The organism is Propionibacterium acidifaciens DSM 21887 (genome assembly GCF_000426605.1).
Taxonomy (GTDB): domain Bacteria; phylum Actinomycetota; class Actinomycetes; order Propionibacteriales; family Propionibacteriaceae; genus Propionibacterium; species Propionibacterium acidifaciens.
This window is the reverse complement of record NZ_AUFR01000007.1, coordinates 12,119-32,542: the sequence shown is the minus strand read 5'-3', so window position 1 is coordinate 32,542 and position 20,424 is coordinate 12,119. Positions and strand designations below refer to the sequence as shown.

Sequence of the window (20,424 nt, the reverse complement as noted above, 5' to 3'; positions counted from 1 at the left end):
GGCGCGCCTCAGTACGGCATGCGCGTCACGCGGGGCGTGACGAGCGTCGTCACCTCGTAGTTGATCGTGCGGGCGCGTTCGGCGAGCTCGTCGGCGGTGATCCGCTGGTCCCCGTCGGCGCCCAGGATGATGACCTTGTTGCCCGGGCGCACGCCGTGGTCGTCCTCGGCGCCCAGGTCGAGCATCGTCTGGTCCATGCAGACGCGTCCGGCGATCGGAAAGCTGCGGCCGTTGACGAGCATGCGCCCGACGTTGGAGTTGAGGCGGCTGAACCCGTCGCCGTAGCCGATCGGGACGGTGGCGATCCAGCGGTCGGTGGGCGCCCGCCAGGTGCGGCCGTAGCCGACCGTCGCACCGGCCGGGACGCGCTTGACCATGCTCACGCGGCTGTGGACCGACATGACCGGTTCGAGGTCGACCGTGCGGGGAGTGGTCGGGTCCGGGTACATACCGTAGAGGGACACGCCGGGACGCACCATCGTGAGGCCGGCCAGGTCGTGCCCGAGTACGGCCGCCGAGGCGCCGCCGTGGACGAGGGGCACCGGCGGCAGGCCGCGTGCGGCGCGGTCGGCCTGGATCGCGGCGACCGTGTCGGCGAACAGGCGCAGCTGGTCGACGGTGAAGTCGTGCCCCTCGGGGGTGTCGCTCACCGGAAGGTGCGTGAAGACGCCCTCGAGGACGAGGCCCAGCTCATCGATGCGGCGGGCGACGGGGACGGCGTCCTCGGGCGTGCAGCCGATGCGCCCCATGCCGGTGTCAACGGCCAGATGGACGTTGACCCGCCCCATGTCGCCCGCGACCCGGGCCACGAGGACGGCGCTGGCGCCGTCGACGACGGTGGGGGTGATGCCCGCGGCGAGCTGCTCGGCGAGCTCCTCGGGGAAGGAGTGCGACAGCTTGAGGATCGGCAGCGAGACGCCGGCGTCCCGCAGTTCGATGCCCTCGGGAACGGTGGCGACGCCGAACCAGTCGACGAGACGACGGCGCTCCAGGACGTGCGCGACGTTGACGGCGCCGTGGCCGTAGGCGTTCGCCTTGACCGCGGCGAGGACCTTGCGGCCGCCGGCCCGCTCGCGCAGGGCGCGCGCGTTCACGGTGAGGGCGTGGAGGTTGATCTCGGCGTGGGTCGCGTAGAGCATGTGCTCATGGTGTCACCGCCCGTCCCGGGCCCCGCGCCGCGTCCACACCCGCACAGAGTGCGCACAGCGGATCGCAAAGACACTGGTCAGGGCCACCAAGCGGAGCGCCTCAGGGGTAGTGGGGCGAAAACTCCGGGATCATTCAGGGGGCCGACGTCCCCCGCCGGGGAGGCGTCTCCGTCACCCGGTGACGGGACGGGAATTCCGGGAGCGCTCAGGGACGACTCGGGACCGTCGCGGCTACGGCCCCGTCCCGCCGATACGAGTACCGGGGCCAGCCGCCCCGTCCCGCCCCGACACAGGGCGCGCCCCGGCCCCCGCCTCCGCGCCGGCACCCGGGTCGTGTCCGAGGCGCGGACCCCGGGACGGCCATCGCGGGACGGGCCGCCGGGGCGCGGTCACCGCCCGGCCAGGGTGGCCACCATGACGGCCTTGATCGTGTGCATGCGGTTCTCCGCCTCGTCGAAGATGACGTCGGCGTTGGCCTCGAAGACCTCGTCGGTGATCTCGAGGGCGTCCATGCCGGTGGCCTCGTAGACCCGCCGGCCGACCGCGGTGCCCAGGTCGTGGAAGGCCGGCAGGCAGTGGAGCACCTCGACGCCGGGGTTGCCGGTGGCCTCGAGCAGGGCCCGGTCGACCTGGTAGTCGCGCAGCAGCTCGATGCGCTCGGCCCACACCTGCTCGGGCTCACCCATCGAGACCCACACATCGGTCGAGAGGAAGTCGACGCCCTCGACGGCCCCGAGGTCGTCGGTGACGGTCAGGCGGGCCCCGGTCGTCGCGGCGATGCGGGCCGCGGTGTCCCGCACCCAGGGCTCGTTCTGCAGCGGGACCGGCGCGATGATGCGCATGTCCATGCCGGACAGGGCGCCGGCCACGAGGTGGGAGTTGGCCTCGTTGAAGCGGGCGTCGCCGATGTAGGCCACCGAGACGTCCTGGAGCCGGCGCCCGGTGCGCTCGGTCATCGTGAGCTGGTCGGCGAGCATCTGGGTGGGGTGCCACTCGTCGGTCAGGCCGTTCCACACCGGGACGCCGGCCTCGGCGGCGAGCTCCTCGACGCGCTCCTGCCCGAATCCGCGGTACTCGATGCCGTCGAACATGCGGCCCAGCACGCGGGCGGTGTCGGCGATGGACTCCTTGTGGCCGAGCTGCGAGCCGGAGGGGTCGAGATAGGTGACGTGGGCGCCCTGGTCGTGGGCGCCCACCTCGAAGGCGCAGCGCGTGCGCGTGGAGGCCTTCTCGAAGAGCAGCGCGATGTTCCGCCCGACGAGGTGCTGGCGCTCGGCGCCGGCCCGCTTGGCGGCCTTCAGCTCACCGGCGAGGCGGAGCAGATGGGCCCACTCCTCGGACGTGAAGTCGGCTTCCTTCAGGAAGCTGCGGCCGTGCAGATCCACTGACATGAGTTCTCCCCCGGGTTCGAGAGGCACACTCTACCGGCCCCGGCGCGACCCGCCCCAGCAGCCGGTCGATGACCGCCGTTCCCACCGCGACTTGCGCCGATTGATGAAACCGAGTAAGCACTGAGGCAACGCAAGCAACGATCGATGGGGCAGCATCGTTGAAGTTTGCGCTGCACGGCGACCAACGGGGTTCGCAGCGCTCTCTTCACCTCGGTCATGGCCCACCCGGGCCGATGCACCTCCACCACTGGGGAAGGAGAACCCGATATGACGGCGCGCAGCGAGGGGCGCCCAAGAACAGGCGAGGAATACGAATGGATGATGCGCGCCAGCTGCCGGGGCATGGGCGATGACCTCTTCCCCGAGGCCTCCGGACAGCAGAGCGCGCGGGGCATCTGCAAGAAGTGCCCCGTCCGACGCGAATGTCTCGCCGTGGCCCTGGACGATCGCATCGAGTGGGGCGTCTGGGGCGGCATGACCGAGCGGGAACGCAGGGCGCTCCTGCGCGAGCGGCCCGGTGTCAAGAGCTGGTGGGACGCCTTCGGCCTCAACGCCATCAAGGCGACGATGCCCAGGGGCGGGCCCGGTGCGGACGCCGCCCTGGGACGGGCCCGCAGGACCTCCCTCTCCGTCGCGGCCCGGGGCATCGGCATGGCCGGGAGCGGCTCGCCGTCCGTCCGGGGCACGAGCGCGCAGGGCCCGGACGGCGCTCCGGGGCCGGGCGGGACGCGCGGCGCCACCCGCCGGGAGCGTGCATGAGCCGAACCGACCTCGTCTTCGTCTGCCTCGGCAACATCTGCCGGTCCACGATGGCCGAGCAAGTCGCCAGGGCGCGGACCCGGCTGGCCGGCCTGCAGCTGGGCATCGGCTCGGCGGGCATCAGCGACGAGGAGCACGGCAACCCGATCGACCCGCGGGCGGCACGCTGCCTGCGCGCCCACGGCTACGAGCCGGGCGAGCACCGCGCCCACCGCATCACCCGCGACGAGCTCGGCGCGCGGCTCCTCGTCGCCATGGAGACCTACCAGGTCGACCGGCTCGTCGCGCTCGGCGCCGCCGGGCCGGTGCGGCTGCTCACCGACTTCGTCCCCGGACGCGAGGGCACCGACGTGCCCGACCCCTGGTTCGGCGGCCCCGCCGGTTTCGAGTCGACCCTCGAGGTGATCGAGGCGGCCATGCCCGCCCTGCTGGACGAGGCGGTCCCCCGGTGAGCGCCCCTCCCCCGCGGTGGCGGGTCCCTCGACGTCCCCCGGCCGATCGGAACTCGCCCGCGGGCACGCCCCGGCCTCCCGGCACCGGCTCGGTAGGCTGAGCCCATGAGTGTTCTCCTGTCCGGCGCCGATCCGCGGCTGCTGCCCGAACCCGTCCTCGCACGGTTCGTCGCGGCGGCGACGGCGCGCGGCGGACGGGTGGCGGTCGTCGTCGGGGCCGGGAGCGACCCCGAACCGTTCGAGGGGATCGCTGCGCGGCTGAACTCCGCCGGCCCGGTCGAGGTCGAGGCGCTGCCCCTCGCCCCGGGCGAGCCGCTGGCGCTGCCCGATGATCCCGCCCGGCTGGGCGGTCTCGTCGTCACCGACGTCGACGCGGGGACGCTGCTCGCCGCGCTCGGCGAACGGCTCGCCCCGCTCGCCCGCACGATCCGCGGCGGGCTCGCCTACCTGGGCCTGGGCGCGGGGTCGCGCCTGGCCGCCCGGCACGCCATCGTCTCCGGTTCGCTGTCCGACGGCCGCCGGATCGCCGACGAGGCCTCGGGCCCCGGCGAGCTGGTCCTCGCCGACGGGCTGGCCCTCGTCGGCACGACGATCGAGACCGACACCGACGCGCACCAGCGCCTCGAGCGGGCCGTCACCGCCGTCATCACGAGTCCCGCCGCATACGCGCTCGCCCTCGACGAGAGCGTGACGCTCCTCGTCGATCCGGTCAGCGGCTCCCACGAGGCGCTCGGCGCCGGCATCGTCCAGTGGCTGCACTGCGACGGCGGCGACGTGCGCATCCGCCGCACCCGCGCCGTCCCCCTCACCCCGGCGCCCACCGGGGACGCGCCCGCGGCGGCCGCGGGCGACCCCGCCCCCTCCCCGGGACCCACCGGCGGCCCGACCGGGGTCGACCCGTCAGCACCCGCCAGTGGGAAGGCCTCCTCATGCCCATGACAATCCTCGTCGTCGACGACGACCAGGCCGTCCGGGACTCGCTCGCCCGCTCTCTGCACTACAGCGGCTACGAGGTCGAGACCGCCGACGACGGCGTCGATGCGCTCGCCAAGCTCTCGGCCATGCGCCCCGACGCCGTCGTCATGGACGTCATGATGCCCCGCCTGGACGGCCTGGAGACCACCCGGATGCTGCGCGCCAGCGGCAATGACGTGCCGATCCTCGTCCTGACGGCCCGCGACGCCGTGGGCGACCGGGTCGACGGCCTCGACGCGGGCGCCGACGACTACATGGTCAAGCCCTTCGCCCTCGACGAGCTGCTCGCCCGGCTGCGCGCGCTCACCCGCCGCAACCATCCCGACCAGAACCAGGCCGACGAGACCCTCACCTTCTCGAACCTCACCCTGTCGCCGACGACCCGCGAGGTCACCCGGGGCGGGCGCCACATCACGCTCACGCGCACCGAGTTCGCGCTGCTCCAGACCTTCATGAAGAACCCGACGAAGGTGCTCGAGCGCAGTTGGCTGCTCAACGAGGTCTGGGGCTTCGAGTTCCCCACGACGGCCAACTCGCTGGAGGTCTACATCGGCTATCTGCGCCGCAAGACCGAGCAGGGCGGCGAGCCGCGCCTCATCCACACCGTGCGCGGCGTCGGCTACGTCCTGCGCGAAGCCGCATCGTGAGACGGCTCCTCGTCCGGCTCCGCCGGGCCTCCGAACGCGGCGGCCGCGACCTCCAGCAGCGCTTCAGCATGCTCACGGCGATCTCCGTGGCGATCGCCGTGCTCGTCGTGGGCACGATGACCTACGTCGTCACCCAGCGCGCCCTCTACCGCGAGATCGACGAGGAGCTGGTCACGGCGGCCGGCTACATGGTCGCCCCCATCCAGTCCGACGTGACGGGCCTGGGCGGGCTGAACAGCACCTCGCTGGCCGCGGCCAACGTGAACGTCGTCCTCGTCAAGTCCGACCGGACGATCATCCGCGTGCAGGACGAGAAGGTCTCGATCGAGCCGGGCTCCCCGGAGATCCGGGTGGCGCGCATGCAGTACGGCAAGTCGGCGCGCACCGTCGAGATCGGCTCCACCCACACGAAGTACCGCCTCGTCGCCGTGCCGATGGAGTCCGAGGACAACGCCGGCTACGCGCTCGTGCTGGCCCGCCCGCTCGGGCCGCTGCTCAGCACGATCGAGTCCCTGCGCGTCACGACCCTGTGGCTCGGCCTGGCCTTCGTCGCCCTGGCCGCCTTCCTCGGCTTCCGCGCCGGCGCCACGGTCATGCGCCCGCTGCGCCAGCTCTCGGACGCCGTCAAGCACGTCACCGCGACCGACACGTTCACGCCCGTCGGCTCGACGAGGGACGACGAGCTGGGCGACCTGTCGCGCAGCTTCGACCAGATGATGGTCTCCCTGGAGTCCAGCCGCGAACGACAGAAACGCCTCATCGCCGACGCCGGGCACGAGCTGCGCACCCCGCTCACCTCGATGCGCACCAACGTCGAGCTGCTCGTGGCCGATGAGAAGTCCGGCATGCTCCCGCCCGGCGCCCGCGCCGAGATCCTCGACGACGTGGCGGCCCAACTCGGCGAGTTCACCTCGCTGGTCGGCGACCTGGTGCAGCTCAGCCGCGACGACGTCGTGCTGCCGAGCCCCGAGCCCCTCGACTTCGCGGACGTCGTCAACGCGGCCGTCACCCGGGCGAAGAGGCGCGGCAAGGGGCTCGTCTTCGACGTGAGCACCGAGCCCCACTTCGTCGTCGGCGAGCCGGACACCCTCGAGCGCGCCGTGACGAACCTGCTCGACAACGCCGTGAAGTTCAGCCCCGAGGGCGGCACCGTCCACGTGCGGCTCGCCGACGGCACGCTCACCGTCTCGGACGAGGGCCCCGGCATCGCGCCCGAGGACCTGCCGCACATCTTCGACCGCTTCTACCGCTCCAACAAGGCGCGCAACACCCCGGGCACCGGCCTGGGCCTGTCGATCGTGGCGCACACGGTCGGCGCGCACGGCGGCATGGTCGGTGCCGACAACGTCCCCGGCGGGGGCGCCATGTTCACGCTTCGTCTGCCCCCCGCCCCGCCCGAGGCCCTCAAGGCCGCGGAGGGCTCCGAGGACTGACCGCGGACGCCCCGAGCCCCGGGGTCGGCCCCTCGGGGATCGGGGACTTCCCGAGCGCGCCGCCCGTCAGGCGTCCCCCGGCCCGCCCAGCAGCGGGGACAGCGCCAGCACGCACACCGCCGTGCCGGGCAGCAGGAGCATGGCCGCGCGCAGGTCGACGGCGTCACCGACGGCCCCGATGAGGATCGGGAAGAGCACCATGCCGATGCGCATGACCCACGTGGTGACGGTCAGGCCCACGCCGGGCGCGACGCCGGGCACCCGGTCGCCGGCGTGCATGGCGGCGGGCACCATCGTCGCGATCCCCCAGCCCGCGCCGGCGAAGCCGACGAGCGCGGTGGCGGGCGCGGGCAGCCCGACGGCCAGGGTCATCGTGGCGACGCAGACGAGGGCGCCCAGCTGCACGGTGCGTCGTGGACCGAGACGATCGACGATGCGGTCCCCGAGCAGCCGGCCGGCGGTCTGGGCGACCATGAGCGAGACGAATCCGAGGCCGGCGACGAATGCCGGGACGGTGAACCGATCGGTCATGTAGAGCGGTGCGAAGGCGCTTCCGCCCTGCTCGATGCCGCCCCCGAAGGCGCCCAGCGCGCCGAGGCCGACGAGCACCGCGAGGGATCGCGGGGTCAGCCCGGCCGCCCCGGGGCGAAGGCCGTCCCCCCGGCCGTCGTGGGCGCCGGCGCCCGGCAGCATGAGCGCCCGGGCGAGGACGGACAGGGCCGCGCAGACGACGAGCGTCCCGACGCCCTGGGCCATGAGGGGCACCCGCAGCTGGGCCATGGCCGAGCCGACGAGTCCGCCGGCGACGGCCCCGATGCTCCACCAGCCGTGGAAGGAGTTGAGGATCGAACGCCCGTACTCGCGCTGCAGGACGAGCGCGTGGTAGTTCATGGCCGTGTCGGTCAGCGCGTCGAAGGCGCCCATGACGAGCATCGCCACGGCCGCCCACGGCAGCGAGGGGGCTCCGGCGAGCAGCAGCAGCGCGCCGGTCGAGACGATCTGGAAGACGGCGGCCGTCGTGCGCGAGCCGAGCCAGGCCATGAGCCCGGCGGCGGCCCATCCGAGGGCGATGCCGCCGATCGGGCAGAGCCCGAGGACCAGGCCCCAGTCGGCCGTGCTCGCATGGAGGCGCTCGATGATCCAGGGGTAGCGGGGCACCATCGAGGCGAAGGTGGCGCCGTTGACGACGAAGATGACGAGCACCCCCGCGCGCGCCGCGACGAGGCGGCCGGGGGCCCCGCTCTCCTCGCGGCCGCGGGTCACGAGTTCGCGGAGTGCGAGGTGATGTAGGCGTTGAGATCGCGCGGGTTGCGCGACTGGAGCAGGACGCGCCCCGGGCCGGTGAAGAAGAAGACGAAGCCCTCGCCGCTCTTGACCGTCCGCCACAGGCTGGAGCTCGACTGGCGCAGCTCGACGGACATGCCCATGTCGTACGAGACGACGTGGCCGGTGTCGATGATGACCTGCTCTCCGGGGCCGAGGTCCATGACGTCGAGGGCGCCGTAGACGCTCACCAGGGCCTGCCCCTCGCCGAAGGCGCGCAGGCCGAAGCCGCCCTCGCCGCCGATCAGGTTGCGGGCGCCGGCCCACTTCGTCTCGGTGGAGACGCCGTAGGAGTTGGCCACCCAGGAGCCCCGGGTGATGAACTGGTCGCGGCCCGCCGTGATGGGCAGGGCGATGATGTCGCCGGGCAGGGTGCCCACGACGTCGGCCCAGCCGCCCTGCGGGGGCGCCGTGACGGTCGAGACGAAGAAGCTCTCGCCGCTCAGCACCGACCGCTTGAGGCCCGCCAGGACGCCGCCGTTGGTGTTCGCGTCGACGGTCATGGCCGCGCTGTAGGCCATGAGGGCGCCGCCCTGCACGGTGACGGGCTCATTGCCGGCGAGCAGAAGGCGGGCCACACCGAATGACGGTGTGTGTCGCAGTTGAATCTCCATGCGCACAGTCTTCCAGAGAACGGCCCGGGGAGGGACGACCCCGCGGCAGGGGCGGACCGGCCGCGGGGCCGTGACCGGGTCGCCGCGGGCCCGGGCCGCCCGCGGGGACCACCGGGCGTCCGGTCGGATCTCACCATCGGCCGCGGGACGGGCGCCCGCAAGAACTGCGGCGCGCCCCCGGGTCGATGCCCGGCACGTGCCCCGGCAGGCCCAAGCGGGCACCGCGCCGGTCGGCGGGGGCCGTGGCGGGCGCCAGGAGCAGTTCGACCCGGTAGCGGTGCGGGCGGTAGGGGGCGAGGGCCCGTTCGGCGTCCTCGTCGCCGCCGCGCGCACCGGTGAGGGCCACGGCCATGAGCCGCGGAACGTGGAAGTCCCCGACGCTCCACGCGTCGGGGTCGCCCCAGGCCCGCTGGAGCACCCGGGCCGCCGTCCACGGGCCGATGCCCGGGACCGCCTGAAGCAGCACGGAGCGCCCGTCACCATCATCGGCCCTGGTCAGGGCGCGGTCAAGAGAGGCGCAGCGGCTCATGGCCGCGCGCAGGGCCCCGGCCCGGCGCGCATCGACGCCAGCGCGGGTGAACTCGAAGCTCGGCACGCGGCACCACTCGCGGGCGCTCGGCGGCACCCTCATGCGGGCGGCCGGGGCCCCCAGCGGCCCGGCGGGCAGGGGCGGCACCCGACCGTGGCGGACGACGATCCGGTGCAGTCCGCCGAGGGCCTCGGGGCCCGTGACCTTCTGCTCGATGACGGCCGGCGCGAGGGCCTCGGCAAGGTTGTCGGTGGCCCCGATGCGCAACCACCGGTGGGCCGCGTGCGCGGCGGCGAGCACCGGGGAGCGGGCGGCCAGGGCCCCGAAGCCGGACGGATCGTCGTGGCAGCCCAGCAGCCGGGGCGCCTGATCGAGGACCCACGAGCCCCCGGGGCCCCAGGCACGCACGCGCACATCGGGCCCCTCACCGAGCAGCTCGACGAGGGCCGGGCCCTGCCCGGTGCCGGTGGCGCGCAGCCAGTGCCTCGGCGCGAGCCGCTGGTGGGTGGGGTCGCCCGGGCCGCCGGCCAGACGCGCGATCATCTCGTCGAGGCGGTGCGCCGCCCCGGCGACGGTGCGCGAGCCGGCCGCACGGGCCGCCCGGGCACCGTCCGTGGTGGTACTCGTCATCATGGCCCCGACACTAGACGGCGGCACCGACAGATCCGGGGCGGACGATGCCCGCTCCCGGGCCCTGCGGCGGGGCCCGACCGGAACGGCGCGGTGTCGCCGCACGGGCCCGTCCGGGGCGCCGTCCCCGGAGAACCCCAGGCACGACGAGTTGTCCACAGGAGTTGTCCACACTGTGTACAACTCACATCCCTGTAATTACGCGGCTGTGCGGCCGGGGCGGGCCGGCGGAACCCCAGCTCAGCGCCGCCCCCAGCGGGGGGCCCGGCCGTCCACCGGCGCCCGGCACGTCCCCGGACCGCTTTCCACAACGGCCTGACAAGCATTTTCTTCCCGCACAACGGCTCTTTCCACAGGACTTGTCCACAGTGTGCACAACGACATCGGTGTAACTCAGCGGTGCGGACCGTGCCGGCCCCGGCCCGGCGGAGCCTCCGTCCGGCGGCGCCGGTCCACGGACGGGCACCGGGATCTGGCAGACTGGAGCCGACCGCTCCGCACTCCACTGGAGGAACAGGTGATCCAGCCCATCGCCACGCTCCTGCTGGATGCTGACGGTGTGACTCAGCACAATCCGAACTTCGCGTCCGGCATGGAACACCTGTTCGGCGACAGGGCCACGCTGACCGAGATCCTGCGTCTCGAGCCGCCGTCACTCGACGGCACCGCCGATCTGCGCACCGTGATCACCTTGTTCGTCGCGGACAAGGGCCTCGACGTCGACCCCGATGCGGTGCTCGCCGTCTGGCACGAGACACACACCCTGCCGGGGGTCTTCGACCTGCTCGACGAGGTGCGTCGGCGCGGCGTGCGCGTCTACCTGGCCACCAACCAGCAGCCCCGCCGCGGCGAGCGGATGATCGCCGAGAAGGGTTACGAGCTGCACACCGACGGGGCTTTCTACTCGTACCAGATGGGCGTGGCCAAGCCCGACCCGCGCTTCTTCCGGATCATCCTCGACGAGCTCGGCTGCGAGCCGCGGGCCACCCTGTTCATCGACGACGTCGCCGAGAACGTCGAGACCGCCCGCGCCCTCGGCATCGAGGCGGTCCTCTTCGACCGCGACTCGGGGACGACGGGGCTGCGCGCCGTCCTGCTCGGCTACGGACTCATCACCTGCTGAACCGGGAGGACGATGCGGGAGGACGGCGCGCCGCCCGCCCGCTCGGGCGCAGACCCCGGATTCCCGCCGGGCCCGGACGAACGCCCCGGCCCGCACCGGGGGCCTGCGCGCGCCACCCGATTCCGGTCGGCATCGGACGAGCCGGATTCACCGGCGGACATGGGCAGTTAGCATGGACAGCGGTGGCGGGCGCTGCGGCCCGGCACCGCCGGACGCCGAGCACGGCGCCCGGGCCGGGCACCCGCTGCGGGTGCGAGCCGATCCACGAGGTCCGCGATGAGCAGATACGTCCTGGCACCCGATTCGTTCAAGGAGTCCCTCACGGCCACCGAGGCGACCGAGGCGATGGCCGCCGGCGTCCGCGACGCCGACCCCACGGCCGAGACCGTCGCGTGCCCCATGACCGACGGCGGTGAGGGATTCGCCCTGACCCTGGCCTCCTCGCTCGGCGCCGAGCCGATCTCCGTCCCCTCCCACGACGCGCTGGGCCGGCCGATCGAGGGCCTCATCCACCGGGTCGGCGACACGGTCGTCCTCGACGTCGCCACCGCCTGCGGCCTGGAGCTCGTCGAGCCGGCGCTCCGCGACGTGCTGAACTGCGACTCGTACGGCGTCGGCGAGCTCGTCCTCGCCGCGCTCGACGCCGGGGCCCGCCGGCTCGTCATCGGGCTGGGCGGCTCGGCGACCAACGACGGCGGCGCCGGCATGCTGGCGGCGCTCGGGGTGCGCTTCCTCGACGCCAGGGGCCGGCCCGTCGCCACGACGCCGACGGGCCTGGCCCATCTCGCCAGCCTCGACGTCGGCGGGCTCGACCCGCGGTTGGCCGACGTCGAGGTGCAGGCGGCCTGCGACGTCGACTCGCCGCTCCTGGGTCCCCGGGGCGCGAGCGCGGTCTTCGGGCCGCAGAAGGGCGCGACGGCCCAGCAGGTCATGCTGCTCGACACCCTCCTGACGCGCCTCTCGGCGCTCAGCGGTACCCGCGGGGTCGCGCTGGCGTCCGAGCCCGGCGCAGGTGCCGCCGGCGGCCTGGGCTGGGCGATCCTCACCTTCCTGGGCGGGCGGATGCGGCCCGGCGTCGACCTCGTCATCGAGGCGACCGGCCTGCGCGAGGCCCTCACGGGGGCCACCGCCGTGCTCACCGGCGAGGGCGCGGCGGACGCCCAGACCCTCACCGGCAAGACCGCCGCCGGCGTGGCCGCCGCGGCCCGCGAGAGGGGCGTCCCGGTCGTCGTCTTCGCCGGACGCATCGCGGACGACGCCCGGGCGCTCCTCGACCAGGGGGTGGCCGGGCTCGTGACCATCACGCCCGAGGGCACGCCGCTGGACAGGGCGCTGGCCGAGGGCGGCCGGAACCTCCGCGCCGCGGTCGCCGGCTGGGTGCGCCGGCATCAGTGAGGACGGGCCGGCCCCGCGCCGGTCAGGCCTCGATGTCGAGCATCTCGGCGGTCATCGTCCAGACGCGTTCGGCGAGCCCCCGGTTGCGCGCCGCGGAGCTCGTGGAGGCCCGCCTCGCGCCGACGCAGTAGTCGCCGGGGGTCCAGTCCTGCCCGGGGACGCCCTCGGCGAGACGGACCACGATGCCGGCCGCCTCGGCGGGCGTCGTCATCACGAGCCTGCAGAGGCGCGAACGGTACCACCGGCCGAGCCAGCCGCCGACGTCGCGCGCGAAGCCGCTGGAGACGATGCCGGGATGGAAGCAGACGGCGTTGATGCCGAGGTCGCCGAAGCGGCGCTGCAGCTGACGGGTGAGGAGGATGTCGAGCAGCTTCGAGTTGGCGTAGGCGCGCATGACGCTCCAGCCCCTCTCCAGCTGGAGGTCGTCGGGGTCGAGCCTGGCGAGGCGGTGCGCGATGGACGAGGTGGTGATGACCGTCGCCTGGCTGGCGACGAGCCGGTCCATGAGCAGATTCGTGAGGAGGAAGGCCGCCAGGTAGTTCACCTGGAAATCCTGCTCGAAGCCGTCGTCGGTGACGCGGCGGCGGGGCGCGGCGCCGCCGGCGTTGTTGACGAGCACGTCGATGCGCCCGTAGCGCTCGTCCAGCTGGCGGGCGAGCTCGCGCACCTGGTCGAGGTGGGTGAAGTCGGCGAGGAAGTAGTCGGCCCCGATCGGGCGGGCGACGTCGGCGGTGCGCTGGGGATTGCGCCCGACGATCACCACCTTCTCGCCCTGCGCGACGAGCTGCCGCGCGGCCTCGGCGCCGATGCCGCCGCTCGCCCCGGTGATGATGATCGTGCGTCCGCTCATGGGCCCCCAGTCTAGAGAGGCGGCGGCGCGCGACGAGGACGCGCCGCACCCGCTGGGCGGCTGCGCATACCCTGGGCGCATGACCACGGCAGTCACGGGCGAGGCCCCCGAGATCCGGTTCGACGCGGTGAGCAAGACCTTCGCCGACGGCACGGCGGCCGTGCGGGACTTCTCGCTGACGGCCCCGGCCGGGCGCATCACCGTCCTCGTGGGCCTGTCGGGGTGCGGCAAGACGACCCTGCTGCGCATGGTGAACCGGCTCGTCGCGCCGACGTCCGGGCGCGTCCTCATCGGGGACCGGGACGTCGCCGGCTCCGACCCGGTCGCGCTGCGCCGCTCGATCGGCTACGCCATGCAGAACTCCGGCCTGCTGCCCCACCGACGGGTCGTCGACAACATCGCGACCGTGCCCGTGCTGCTCGGCCGCACGCGCCGGCGGGCGCGCGCCGACGCCCTCGGGCTGCTCGAGCGCGTCGGCCTCGACGAGTCCCTCGCCATGCGCTACCCGGGCCAGCTCTCGGGCGGCCAGGCCCAGCGCGTCGGGGTCGCCCGCGCACTGGCCGCCGACCCCGACGTGCTGCTCATGGACGAGCCCTTCGGCGCCGTCGACCCGATCGTCCGCACCGGCCTCCAGGAGGACCTGGCGGGGCTGCAGGCCGACCTGTCCAAGACGATCCTGTTCGTCACCCACGACATCGGCGAGGCCTTCGCCCTCGGCGACCGGATCGTCCTGCTGGAGACCGGGGCGCGGATCGCCCAGACCGGCACCCCGCAGGAGCTCATCGCCCATCCCGCGAGCGCGTACGTGTCGGACCTCATCGGTCTGACCGGCGGTGCCAGCGCCCTGTCGGTCGACGAGGTGGACGGCGCCCGCATCGTCGTGGACGCCAACGGCCGGCCCCTCGGGCGCCTCGGGTCCATCGACGGGCACCCGGCGGGACGCGCATGACCTGGCTCGACAACAACTGGCCGACGATCTGGGCGGCGGCCGGCGCGCACCTGGCGCTGGCGCTGCCGGCGATCGCCCTCGGCTTCCTCGTCTCGATCCCGGTGGCCTGGCTCGCGCACCGCTACCACTGGACGCGTTTCGCGCTCGTCACCCTCGGCAGCCTCCTCTACGCGATCCCCTCCCTGCCGCTGCTCGTCGTCCTGCCGCTCGTCCTCGGCACGGGGGTGCGCGACGACCTGAACGTCATCGCCGCCCTGTCGGTCTACGCCTTCGCGCTCATGATCCGCGCCGCGACCGACGCCCTCGACGCGGTCCCCGCCGACGTGACGACCGCCGCGACCGCGCTGGGCCACAGCGGCCCGCAGCGATTCCTCGCGGTGGAGCTCCCCCTCGCCGGGCCGGGCCTGCTGGCGGGCCTGCGGGTCGTCTCGGTGAGCACGATCGCCCTCGTCTCGGTCTCGGGCGTGCTCGGGACGAACTCGCTGGGCATGCTCTTCGTCAACGGCTTCCAGCGCGGCATCCTCGCCGAGGTCATGGCGGGGCTCGTCGCCACCGTCGTCCTGGCGCTCGCCGTCGACCTGCTGCTCGCCGGGGTGGGGCGCCTCGCACTGCCCTGGTCGGGCCGGACGGGGGGCGGACGATGAACTGGATCCTGCGCGCCCTCGCCTGGATCGGCGACCCGGCGCACTCGACGGGGCCCGACGGCCTCTGGGCCCTGACCGGCCAGCACCTGGCGGTCACCGGCTGGGCGACGCTCATCTCGCTCGTCGTCGGGGTGCCGCTCGGCTACCTCATCGGGCACACCGGCCGGGGGCGCCCCCTCGTCGTCGGGCTCACGGGAGCGGCCCGCGCGCTGCCGGCGATCGGTCTGCTGACCCTCGTCGGGCTGCTGACCGGCATCGGGCTGACGGCCCCGCTCGTCGCGCTCACCGTGCTGGCCATGCCCTCGGTGATCGCCGGCGCCTACTCGGGCCTCGAGTCCATCGAGCCGGCGACGCTCGACGCGGCCCGCGCGCTGGGCATGTCGGACTGGCAGGTGCTCACGAGGGTCGAGATCCCGCTCGGCGCGCCCCAGCTCATCGGCGGAGTGCGCAACGCCGTCGTACAGGTCATCGCGACGGCCACGCTGGCCGCCTACGTGGGCGGCGGCGGGCTGGGCGTCTACCTCTTCCGCGGCCTCAAGACGCAGGACTACCCCCAGATGCTCGCCTCGGCGATCGTCATCGTGGCGCTGGCGATCGGCATCGACGTCCTGTTGGGCCTGCTCGCCACCCTCGTGGAGCGCCTCGTGAGACCCGCGGCGCGCTGGCGCTGACCCGGGACGCCGACCGGGCCCGTGCCGGACGACGGGCGCGCCCCGCGCCGGTGGTCGGGGCGTCCCGGCGGGCGCGATGGGGGCCCGCGGGCACCGGCATCGGGGGATCCTCCGCGGTCCGCCGTGCACGACTGCGGCCGCACCCTCCAGGGTGCGGCCGCAGAGGACCCGGCTGGGTCGTTGATCGGGCACGGACGGGCGCGCCCGCACGTCGGCTCCTCAGGCCGCGGGGACGACCTCGATGGTGAGGCGGAACTTCACGGCGTCGGTGAGACGGATCTGGACGGCGTGGTTGCCGAGGCGCTTGATCGGCTTCAGCGGCTTGATCGTGCGCTTGTCGAGGGCCGGGCCGCCGGCCTTCTTCACGGCGACGGCGATGTCGGAGCCGGTGACGGCGCCGAACAGCTTGCCCGAGGACGCGACATTGGCGGGCACCTGGACGGTCAAGGCCTCGAGCTGCTCCCGCAGCCGGAGGGCGTGCTCGTTGTCGCGGATGGTGCGCGCGTTGCGGGCGCGCTGAATGCCCTCGATCTGCTTGGCGGCGCCCCGATTGTGGACGATCGCGCAGCCCTGGGGCAGCAGGTAGTTGCGGCCGTAGCCGTCCTTGACCTCGACGACGTCACCGGCGACGCCGAGATGCGGAACAGCGGTGGTGAGGATGAGCTTCATGTCGGTCGACCCCCTTCTCAGCGGCTGTTCGAGGTGTAGGGCAGCAAGGCCATCTCGCGCGCGTTCTTGATCGCGATGGCGACCTTGCGCTGGTCCTGGACGGACAGGCCGGTCACGCGGCGGGCGCGGATCTTGCCGCGCTCGGAGATGAACTTGCGCAGCGTGGCGGTGTCCTTGTAGTCGATGTTGGCGACGTGGGTCGTCCTGATGGGGGCGACCTTCTTCTTGTTCACAGACTTGCGCTGTGGACCGGCCATCGTGGTGCTCCTTCGATCGTGCGGGTCCGCCCGTCGGCGGCCCCTGAGCCCGGTGTTCCACCACCGGAATGTGCCTTGTGGATGTGATGCGGGATGGCGTGCGCCTCGCGGCGGGCCGGGACGACGATCAGAACGGCGGTTCGTCGCTCTGGGCGTTGGCCCACGGGTCGTTGACCTGCTGGGCCTGGCCGCCGCCTTGGGGTGCCTGATGGTTCTGCTGCGAGCCGCCGGGGGCGGGCTGCTGCTGGTAGCCGGGCTGGGCGGCACCGTACGAGGACTGCGCCCCGGCGCCGTTGTTCTGCCAGGCGCCGCCGCCACCGCCGCCCGACGGGGTGCGGGTCACACGGGCCGTGGCGTAGCGCAGCGAGGGGCCGACCTCGTCGACCTGGATCTCGAAGACCGTGCGGCGATTGCCCTCGCGGTCGTCGTAGCTGCGGGCGCGCAGCCTGCCGTTCACGATGACGCGCATGCCCTTGGTCAGCGACTCGGCCGCGTTCTCGGCGGCCTGGCGCCACACGGAGCAGTTGAGGAACATCGCCTCGCCGTCGCGCCACTCGTTGGTCTGGCGGTCGAAGGTGCGCGGCGTGGACGCCACCGTGAAGTTGGCGACCGCGGCGCCCGAAGGGGTGAAGCGCAGCTCGGGATCGGCGGTGAGATTGCCGATCACCGTGATGGGGGTCTCGCCTGCCATGATGTGCCTTCTCTCTGTCCTTGTCGTCCTGCTGTGCAGTCCTGGCTGTCTGCTGTCCTCGTCGTCCGCGCCGCCCGGCTGGGGGCGCCGCCTGGACGGTGCGCGTGCGGGCCCGGCGCCCCGACACCTCCAGGGTGTGCGGCGGCACCGACATTCTCTTCCGCCCCGGACCCTGAACGGACCCCGATCAGGCGTCGGTGCGCAGAACCTTGGTGCGAAGAACCTGCTCGTCGATCGACATGAGACGGTCGACCTCGGCGACGGCCGCGGGCTCGGCGGTCACGGTGCAGACCACGTAGTAGCCCTCGGTCTTCTTGTTGATCGGGTAGGCCAGATGACGGCGACCCCAGACGTCGACGCTGTCGACGGTGGCGCCTTCGGCGACCAGACGCTTGCCGTACTTGTCAACGATGGGCTGCAGCTGTCGCTCATCGACATCCGGGCTGATGATGGCCATGATCTCGTACGTGCGCATTGCGAACTCCACCTCCTTCGGTCTCGACGGCCATGGGCGGGTCCCATGGCAGGAGGGCGCGTGCTCGGCCGGGCGCGGGTGCGCACAACCAGTGGCCGAGTCTACGCGACGACGACCCGGTTGACCACTCCCGCGGCCGCCTCGCAGTCCCCGCCCGGTTCCGCATGCGCGGGAACGGCGGGCTCGCGTCGATGCGGAAGGTGACGCGGCCGCGCCCGGTTTCCGCATGCGCGGGAACGGCCCCTCACCGCGGCCCTCGAGATCTACGGCCAGCACCCCGGTTCCGCGCGGGGACGGCCCGGCCGGACTGCGGCGGCGAGGGCGGCGCGGAACGGCGGCCCCAGGGCCTGCCGGGGGCGCGGGCTGTCCTTCTTCTCCTCGGGTGAGCCTCACCATGCACTTTCGTGCGTGACCGTTGTGCCCGGCCGCGGGCGGATCGAGGATCGGCCCCGTCAGCACAACCCGGAGCACCCCGAAGGAGCATGTCATGGATGCATCACGTCGCAACTCGGCACTGACCGCCGACCGGCGCGCCCGAGCCCTCGAGGAGCTGAGCGCGCCGGAGGGCCTCGACGTCCTCGTCGTCGGCGGCGGGGTGACGGGCGCCGGCATCGCCCTGGACGCCGCGGCGCGCGGCCTGCGCACCGGCATCGTCGAGATGGGCGACTGGGCCAGCGGCACCTCGAGCTGGTCGTCCAAGCTCGTCCACGGCGGCCTGCGCTACCTCTACCAGCTCGACCTCGCCCTCGTGCACGAGGCGCTCACCGAACGAGGCCGACTGCTCACCCGCACCGCGCCGCACCTCGTCAAGGCCCAGCCCTTCCTGTGGCCCCTCAAGCACGAGTACGAACGCGCCTACTCGGCGATCGGCGTCGGCATGTACGACGCGCTGGCCCTCGCCGGCTCCCACGGGCGCCGGACCGTCCCGCTCCAGCACCACCTGACCCGCAAGGGCACCGCGGCCCTGGCCCCCGCCCTCGACACCAGCCGCCTGGCCGGCGCCATCCGCTTCTACGACGCCCGCGTCGACGACGCGCGCCTGGTCATCGACCTGGTCCGCACGGCCGTCTCGTACGGCGCCGCGGCGGCGAGCCGCACCAGGGTCACCGGTTACCTCGAGGACGACCGCGGCCATGTCGTCGGCGCCCGGGTCGTCGACCTCGCCACCGGCGCCGAGCACGCCGTCCGCGCCGCCCGGACGATCAACGCCACCGGCGTGTGGACCGAGCGCACGCAGAATCTCGCCACGCCGCACGGCGGCCTCGAGGTGCTCGCCTCGAAGGGCATCCACCTCGTCCTGCCGCGGGAGGCCATCGACGCCGAGACCGGCATCTTCCTGCGCACCGAGAAGTCGGTGCTGTTCATCATCCCATGGCCCCGCTACTGGGTCATCGGCACCACCGACACCCCGTGGACGGACGACGTCTCCAAGCCGGTCGCCACGGCGGCCGACATCGACTACGTGCTCGACCACGCCAACGAGGTGCTCGCCGAGCCGATCAGCCGCGAGGACATCATCGGCGTCTACGCGGGCCTGCGCCCGCTGCTGCAGCCCCGGCTCAGACCGGGCTCCGAGGCCTCCTCGGCCAAGATCTCCCGCGAGCACACGGTCAGCCGCGTCGTGCCGGGCCTCACCTCGATCGCCGGCGGCAAGCTCACGACCTACCGGGTCATGGCCGCCGACGCCGTCGACTTCGCCCTCGGCCAGGCCTTGGCGCACACGCACCCGTGCGTCACGCAGGATCTTCCGCTCATCGGCGCGCCCGGCTACCACGAGCTCGCGGCCCGCGCCGGCGACATCGCCCGCGAGCGCGGCTGGACGCTGGCCCGCGTCATGCACCTGCTCGACCGCTACGGGGACGAGACGCCCGAGCTGCTCGCCGCCATCGACGCCGATCCCGGTCTGGGCGTCCCGCTCGCCGCGGCCGACGCCTATCTGCGCGTCGAGGTCGCCTGGGCCGTCACCCACGAGGGCGCCGCGCACCTCGACGACGTCCTGCTGCGCCGCGTCCGCCTCGACCTCGAGCAGCGCGACCGCGGTCTGGGCGCGGCCGACGAGGTGCTCGAGGTGATCGCCCCGCTCCTGGGGTGGGACGACGACGCCGCGCGGGCCGAGAAGCAGGCCTACGCCCGGCGCGTCGCCCAGATCGCCGCCGCCGAGACCGAGCGGACCGACGAGGAGGCCGTCGCCCACCTCACCATGCCGGTCTAGGCCGGGGCGGCCGGACCGGCCCGCCCGGCGGACCCTCCCCCCGGCCACACCTGCGGGACCCTCCTCCGGCCCGCCTTCGCTCCCCCGTCCCGGGCGGGTGGACGGGGAATGGAGCGAGCAGGGGCCTGCGGGGAGGACGGCCCGCCCGGCGGACCGCGCCCGGGCGGGTGGACGGCCGGGGAGGACTCAGCGGGGAGGGCCGGGGACGAGGACCTGGCCGTCCTGCGCCCAGGTGACGAGCCCGCCTGCGAGGACCGAGGCCTCGAAACCGCCCTGCCTCAGGACGCGCGCCGCGTGGTGCGCGCGGGAGCCCGTGGAGCTCACGACGATGATCGGCCGGTCGGTCTCGGCCAACGGGTCATCGCCCCAGATGGCGTCGACCGGGCTCGCGGGCAGGGCCCGCGGGTCGACCAGCCGGGCGCCGGGCACGTGACCGTGCTCGTACTCGCGCCGGGTGCGCACATCAATGACCACCGCCCCGGACGCCATCGCGTGCAGCGCCGCCGTGACGCCGATCTCGTGCCGAGCGGCGCCGGCGCCGTCCTTCCTCCTGCCGAACCAGGCCATGGTGGGATTCTAGGGCGGAC

The 20,424-nt window shown here is 73.6% G+C and carries 21 protein-coding genes and 1 pseudogene; 11 read left to right on the top strand and 11 right to left on the bottom strand.

Annotation, left to right across the window (positions count from 1 at the left end; translation table 11 throughout):
- Positions 1 to 8 precede the first annotated feature (8 nt).
- Together alr and argF are read right to left on the bottom strand one after the other, a co-directional pair.
- Positions 9 to 1,139 (bottom strand): alanine racemase, encoded by a 1,131-nt coding sequence (gene alr, locus K336_RS0103555; protein WP_021796758.1) that lies wholly within the window; start codon positions 1,137 to 1,139, stop codon positions 9 to 11.
- A gap of 398 nt (positions 1,140 to 1,537) precedes the next feature.
- Positions 1,538 to 2,539: an ornithine carbamoyltransferase gene (argF, locus tag K336_RS0103550; RefSeq protein WP_028706302.1), complete on the bottom strand. Its 1,002-nt coding sequence runs from the start codon at positions 2,537 to 2,539 to the stop codon at positions 1,538 to 1,540.
- 318 nt (positions 2,540 to 2,857) lie between these two features.
- Between argF and K336_RS19640 the strand changes: the two are divergent.
- The 5 genes and pseudogenes from K336_RS19640 to K336_RS14145 all read left to right on the top strand — a co-directional run.
- Positions 2,858 to 3,076 (top strand): annotated as a pseudogene (locus K336_RS19640) (WhiB family transcriptional regulator); the annotation flags it as partial.
- Positions 3,077 to 3,294: 218 nt separating this feature from the next.
- Entirely contained in the window at positions 3,295 to 3,750 is a 456-nt protein-coding gene (locus K336_RS0103540) for a low molecular weight protein-tyrosine-phosphatase (RefSeq protein WP_021796756.1), read from the top strand.
- A gap of 105 nt (positions 3,751 to 3,855) precedes the next feature.
- Positions 3,856 to 4,689, top strand: coding sequence for a type 1 glutamine amidotransferase family protein (locus tag K336_RS0103535; RefSeq protein WP_028706301.1), 834 nt, complete (start codon positions 3,856 to 3,858; stop codon positions 4,687 to 4,689).
- Positions 4,686 to 5,372 carry a response regulator transcription factor gene (locus K336_RS0103530; protein ID WP_269210595.1) on the top strand — a complete coding sequence of 229 codons (687 nt, stop codon included), beginning with the start codon at positions 4,686 to 4,688 and terminating at the stop codon, positions 5,370 to 5,372. Before K336_RS0103535 ends, K336_RS0103530 begins: the two co-directional genes overlap by 4 nt.
- Positions 5,366 to 6,805, top strand: coding sequence for a sensor histidine kinase (locus K336_RS14145; RefSeq protein ID WP_377174333.1), 1,440 nt, complete (start codon positions 5,366 to 5,368; stop codon positions 6,803 to 6,805). The genes K336_RS0103530 and K336_RS14145 overlap by 7 nt, the downstream gene beginning before the upstream one ends.
- Positions 6,806 to 6,871: 66 nt before the next feature.
- Here K336_RS14145 and K336_RS0103520 read toward each other — a convergent pair whose 3' ends face one another.
- From K336_RS0103520 to K336_RS14140, 3 genes are all read right to left on the bottom strand, one after another.
- Positions 6,872 to 8,068 (bottom strand): MFS transporter, encoded by a 1,197-nt coding sequence (locus tag K336_RS0103520; RefSeq protein WP_028706300.1) that lies wholly within the window; start codon positions 8,066 to 8,068, stop codon positions 6,872 to 6,874.
- Positions 8,065 to 8,742, bottom strand: coding sequence for a TIGR00266 family protein (locus tag K336_RS0103515; RefSeq protein ID WP_028706299.1), 678 nt, complete (start codon positions 8,740 to 8,742; stop codon positions 8,065 to 8,067). Before K336_RS0103515 ends, K336_RS0103520 begins: the two co-directional genes overlap by 4 nt.
- A 130-nt stretch (positions 8,743 to 8,872) precedes the next feature.
- Complete coding sequence (locus tag K336_RS14140; protein WP_051245371.1) at positions 8,873 to 9,904, bottom strand: DNA-3-methyladenine glycosylase family protein; 1,032 nt, start codon at positions 9,902 to 9,904, stop codon at positions 8,873 to 8,875.
- Positions 9,905 to 10,418: 514 nt separating this feature from the next.
- Between K336_RS14140 and K336_RS14135 the strand changes: the two genes are divergently transcribed.
- Together K336_RS14135 and K336_RS0103500 are read left to right on the top strand one after the other, a co-directional pair.
- A complete protein-coding gene (locus K336_RS14135) occupies positions 10,419 to 11,024 on the top strand; it encodes an HAD family hydrolase (RefSeq protein ID WP_051245370.1) in 606 nt (201 codons plus the stop codon).
- A gap of 276 nt (positions 11,025 to 11,300) precedes the next feature.
- Positions 11,301 to 12,419 carry a glycerate kinase gene (locus K336_RS0103500; RefSeq protein WP_028706298.1) on the top strand — a complete coding sequence of 373 codons (1,119 nt, stop codon included), beginning with the start codon at positions 11,301 to 11,303 and terminating at the stop codon, positions 12,417 to 12,419.
- A 22-nt stretch (positions 12,420 to 12,441) separates the two neighbouring features.
- Here the strand turns inward: K336_RS0103500 and K336_RS0103495 are convergent, their stop codons facing one another.
- On the bottom strand, positions 12,442 to 13,269 hold the full coding sequence (locus K336_RS0103495; RefSeq protein WP_028706297.1) for an SDR family NAD(P)-dependent oxidoreductase: 828 nt from the start codon (positions 13,267 to 13,269) through the stop codon (positions 12,442 to 12,444).
- Between the two features lie 79 nt (positions 13,270 to 13,348).
- Here K336_RS0103495 and K336_RS14130 point away from each other — a divergent pair, with 79 nt between their 5' ends.
- From K336_RS14130 to K336_RS0103480, 3 genes are read left to right on the top strand one after another with little or no spacing between them, the layout of a single operon-like run.
- Entirely contained in the window at positions 13,349 to 14,218 is an 870-nt protein-coding gene (locus K336_RS14130; protein WP_043150206.1) for an ABC transporter ATP-binding protein, read from the top strand.
- Positions 14,215 to 14,862, top strand: a complete 648-nt coding sequence (locus K336_RS0103485) for an ABC transporter permease (RefSeq protein ID WP_028706296.1) — start codon at positions 14,215 to 14,217, stop codon at positions 14,860 to 14,862. Before K336_RS14130 ends, K336_RS0103485 begins: the two co-directional genes overlap by 4 nt.
- Positions 14,859 to 15,533, top strand: coding sequence for an ABC transporter permease (locus tag K336_RS0103480; protein ID WP_021796222.1), 675 nt, complete (start codon positions 14,859 to 14,861; stop codon positions 15,531 to 15,533). The genes K336_RS0103485 and K336_RS0103480 overlap by 4 nt, the downstream gene beginning before the upstream one ends.
- A 219-nt stretch (positions 15,534 to 15,752) precedes the next feature.
- Here the strand turns inward: K336_RS0103480 and rplI are convergent, their stop codons facing one another.
- The 4 genes from rplI to rpsF form a co-directional block, all read right to left on the bottom strand.
- Positions 15,753 to 16,202: a 50S ribosomal protein L9 gene (gene rplI, locus K336_RS0103475; protein WP_021796084.1), complete on the bottom strand. Its 450-nt coding sequence runs from the start codon at positions 16,200 to 16,202 to the stop codon at positions 15,753 to 15,755.
- A gap of 17 nt (positions 16,203 to 16,219) precedes the next feature.
- Complete coding sequence (gene rpsR, locus K336_RS0103470; RefSeq protein ID WP_021796083.1) at positions 16,220 to 16,459, bottom strand: 30S ribosomal protein S18; 240 nt, start codon at positions 16,457 to 16,459, stop codon at positions 16,220 to 16,222.
- 127 nt (positions 16,460 to 16,586) lie between these two features.
- On the bottom strand, positions 16,587 to 17,150 hold the full coding sequence (locus K336_RS0103465; protein ID WP_021796091.1) for a single-stranded DNA-binding protein: 564 nt from the start codon (positions 17,148 to 17,150) through the stop codon (positions 16,587 to 16,589).
- Between the two features lie 187 nt (positions 17,151 to 17,337).
- A complete protein-coding gene (rpsF, locus tag K336_RS0103460) occupies positions 17,338 to 17,625 on the bottom strand; it encodes a 30S ribosomal protein S6 (RefSeq protein WP_021796097.1) in 288 nt (95 codons plus the stop codon).
- A gap of 487 nt (positions 17,626 to 18,112) precedes the next feature.
- Here rpsF and K336_RS0103455 point away from each other — a divergent pair, with 487 nt between their 5' ends.
- Positions 18,113 to 19,837, top strand: coding sequence for a glycerol-3-phosphate dehydrogenase/oxidase (locus tag K336_RS0103455; protein WP_028706295.1), 1,725 nt, complete (start codon positions 18,113 to 18,115; stop codon positions 19,835 to 19,837).
- Between the two features lie 186 nt (positions 19,838 to 20,023).
- Here K336_RS0103455 and K336_RS0103450 read toward each other — a convergent pair whose 3' ends face one another.
- Positions 20,024 to 20,404 carry a rhodanese-like domain-containing protein gene (locus tag K336_RS0103450; protein WP_081660545.1) on the bottom strand — a complete coding sequence of 127 codons (381 nt, stop codon included), beginning with the start codon at positions 20,402 to 20,404 and terminating at the stop codon, positions 20,024 to 20,026.
- Positions 20,405 to 20,424: the final 20 nt, after the last annotated feature.

What these genes read in the sequence shown, in the direction of transcription:
- alr (WP_021796758.1), bottom strand. Translation starts at nt 1,139, where the DNA reads ATGCTCTACGCGACCCACGCCGAGATCAACCTCCACGCCCTCACCGTG.
- argF (WP_028706302.1), bottom strand. Translation starts at nt 2,539, where the DNA reads ATGTCAGTGGATCTGCACGGCCGCAGCTTCCTGAAGGAAGCCGACTTC.
- K336_RS0103540 (WP_021796756.1), top strand. Translation starts at nt 3,295, where the DNA reads ATGAGCCGAACCGACCTCGTCTTCGTCTGCCTCGGCAACATCTGCCGG.
- K336_RS0103535 (WP_028706301.1), top strand. Translation starts at nt 3,856, where the DNA reads ATGAGTGTTCTCCTGTCCGGCGCCGATCCGCGGCTGCTGCCCGAACCC.
- K336_RS0103530 (WP_269210595.1), top strand. Translation starts at nt 4,686, where the DNA reads ATGACAATCCTCGTCGTCGACGACGACCAGGCCGTCCGGGACTCGCTC.
- K336_RS0103515 (WP_028706299.1), bottom strand. Translation starts at nt 8,742, where the DNA reads ATGGAGATTCAACTGCGACACACACCGTCATTCGGTGTGGCCCGCCTT.
- K336_RS14140 (WP_051245371.1), bottom strand. Translation starts at nt 9,904, where the DNA reads ATGATGACGAGTACCACCACGGACGGTGCCCGGGCGGCCCGTGCGGCC.
- K336_RS0103500 (WP_028706298.1), top strand. Translation starts at nt 11,301, where the DNA reads ATGAGCAGATACGTCCTGGCACCCGATTCGTTCAAGGAGTCCCTCACG.
- K336_RS0103495 (WP_028706297.1), bottom strand. Translation starts at nt 13,269, where the DNA reads ATGAGCGGACGCACGATCATCATCACCGGGGCGAGCGGCGGCATCGGC.
- K336_RS14130 (WP_043150206.1), top strand. Translation starts at nt 13,349, where the DNA reads ATGACCACGGCAGTCACGGGCGAGGCCCCCGAGATCCGGTTCGACGCG.
- K336_RS0103485 (WP_028706296.1), top strand. Translation starts at nt 14,215, where the DNA reads ATGACCTGGCTCGACAACAACTGGCCGACGATCTGGGCGGCGGCCGGC.
- K336_RS0103480 (WP_021796222.1), top strand. Translation starts at nt 14,859, where the DNA reads ATGAACTGGATCCTGCGCGCCCTCGCCTGGATCGGCGACCCGGCGCAC.
- rplI (WP_021796084.1), bottom strand. Translation starts at nt 16,202, where the DNA reads ATGAAGCTCATCCTCACCACCGCTGTTCCGCATCTCGGCGTCGCCGGT.
- rpsR (WP_021796083.1), bottom strand. Translation starts at nt 16,459, where the DNA reads ATGGCCGGTCCACAGCGCAAGTCTGTGAACAAGAAGAAGGTCGCCCCC.
- K336_RS0103465 (WP_021796091.1), bottom strand. Translation starts at nt 17,150, where the DNA reads ATGGCAGGCGAGACCCCCATCACGGTGATCGGCAATCTCACCGCCGAT.
- rpsF (WP_021796097.1), bottom strand. Translation starts at nt 17,625, where the DNA reads ATGCGCACGTACGAGATCATGGCCATCATCAGCCCGGATGTCGATGAG.
- K336_RS0103455 (WP_028706295.1), top strand. Translation starts at nt 18,113, where the DNA reads ATGGATGCATCACGTCGCAACTCGGCACTGACCGCCGACCGGCGCGCC.
- K336_RS0103450 (WP_081660545.1), bottom strand. Translation starts at nt 20,404, where the DNA reads ATGGCCTGGTTCGGCAGGAGGAAGGACGGCGCCGGCGCCGCTCGGCAC.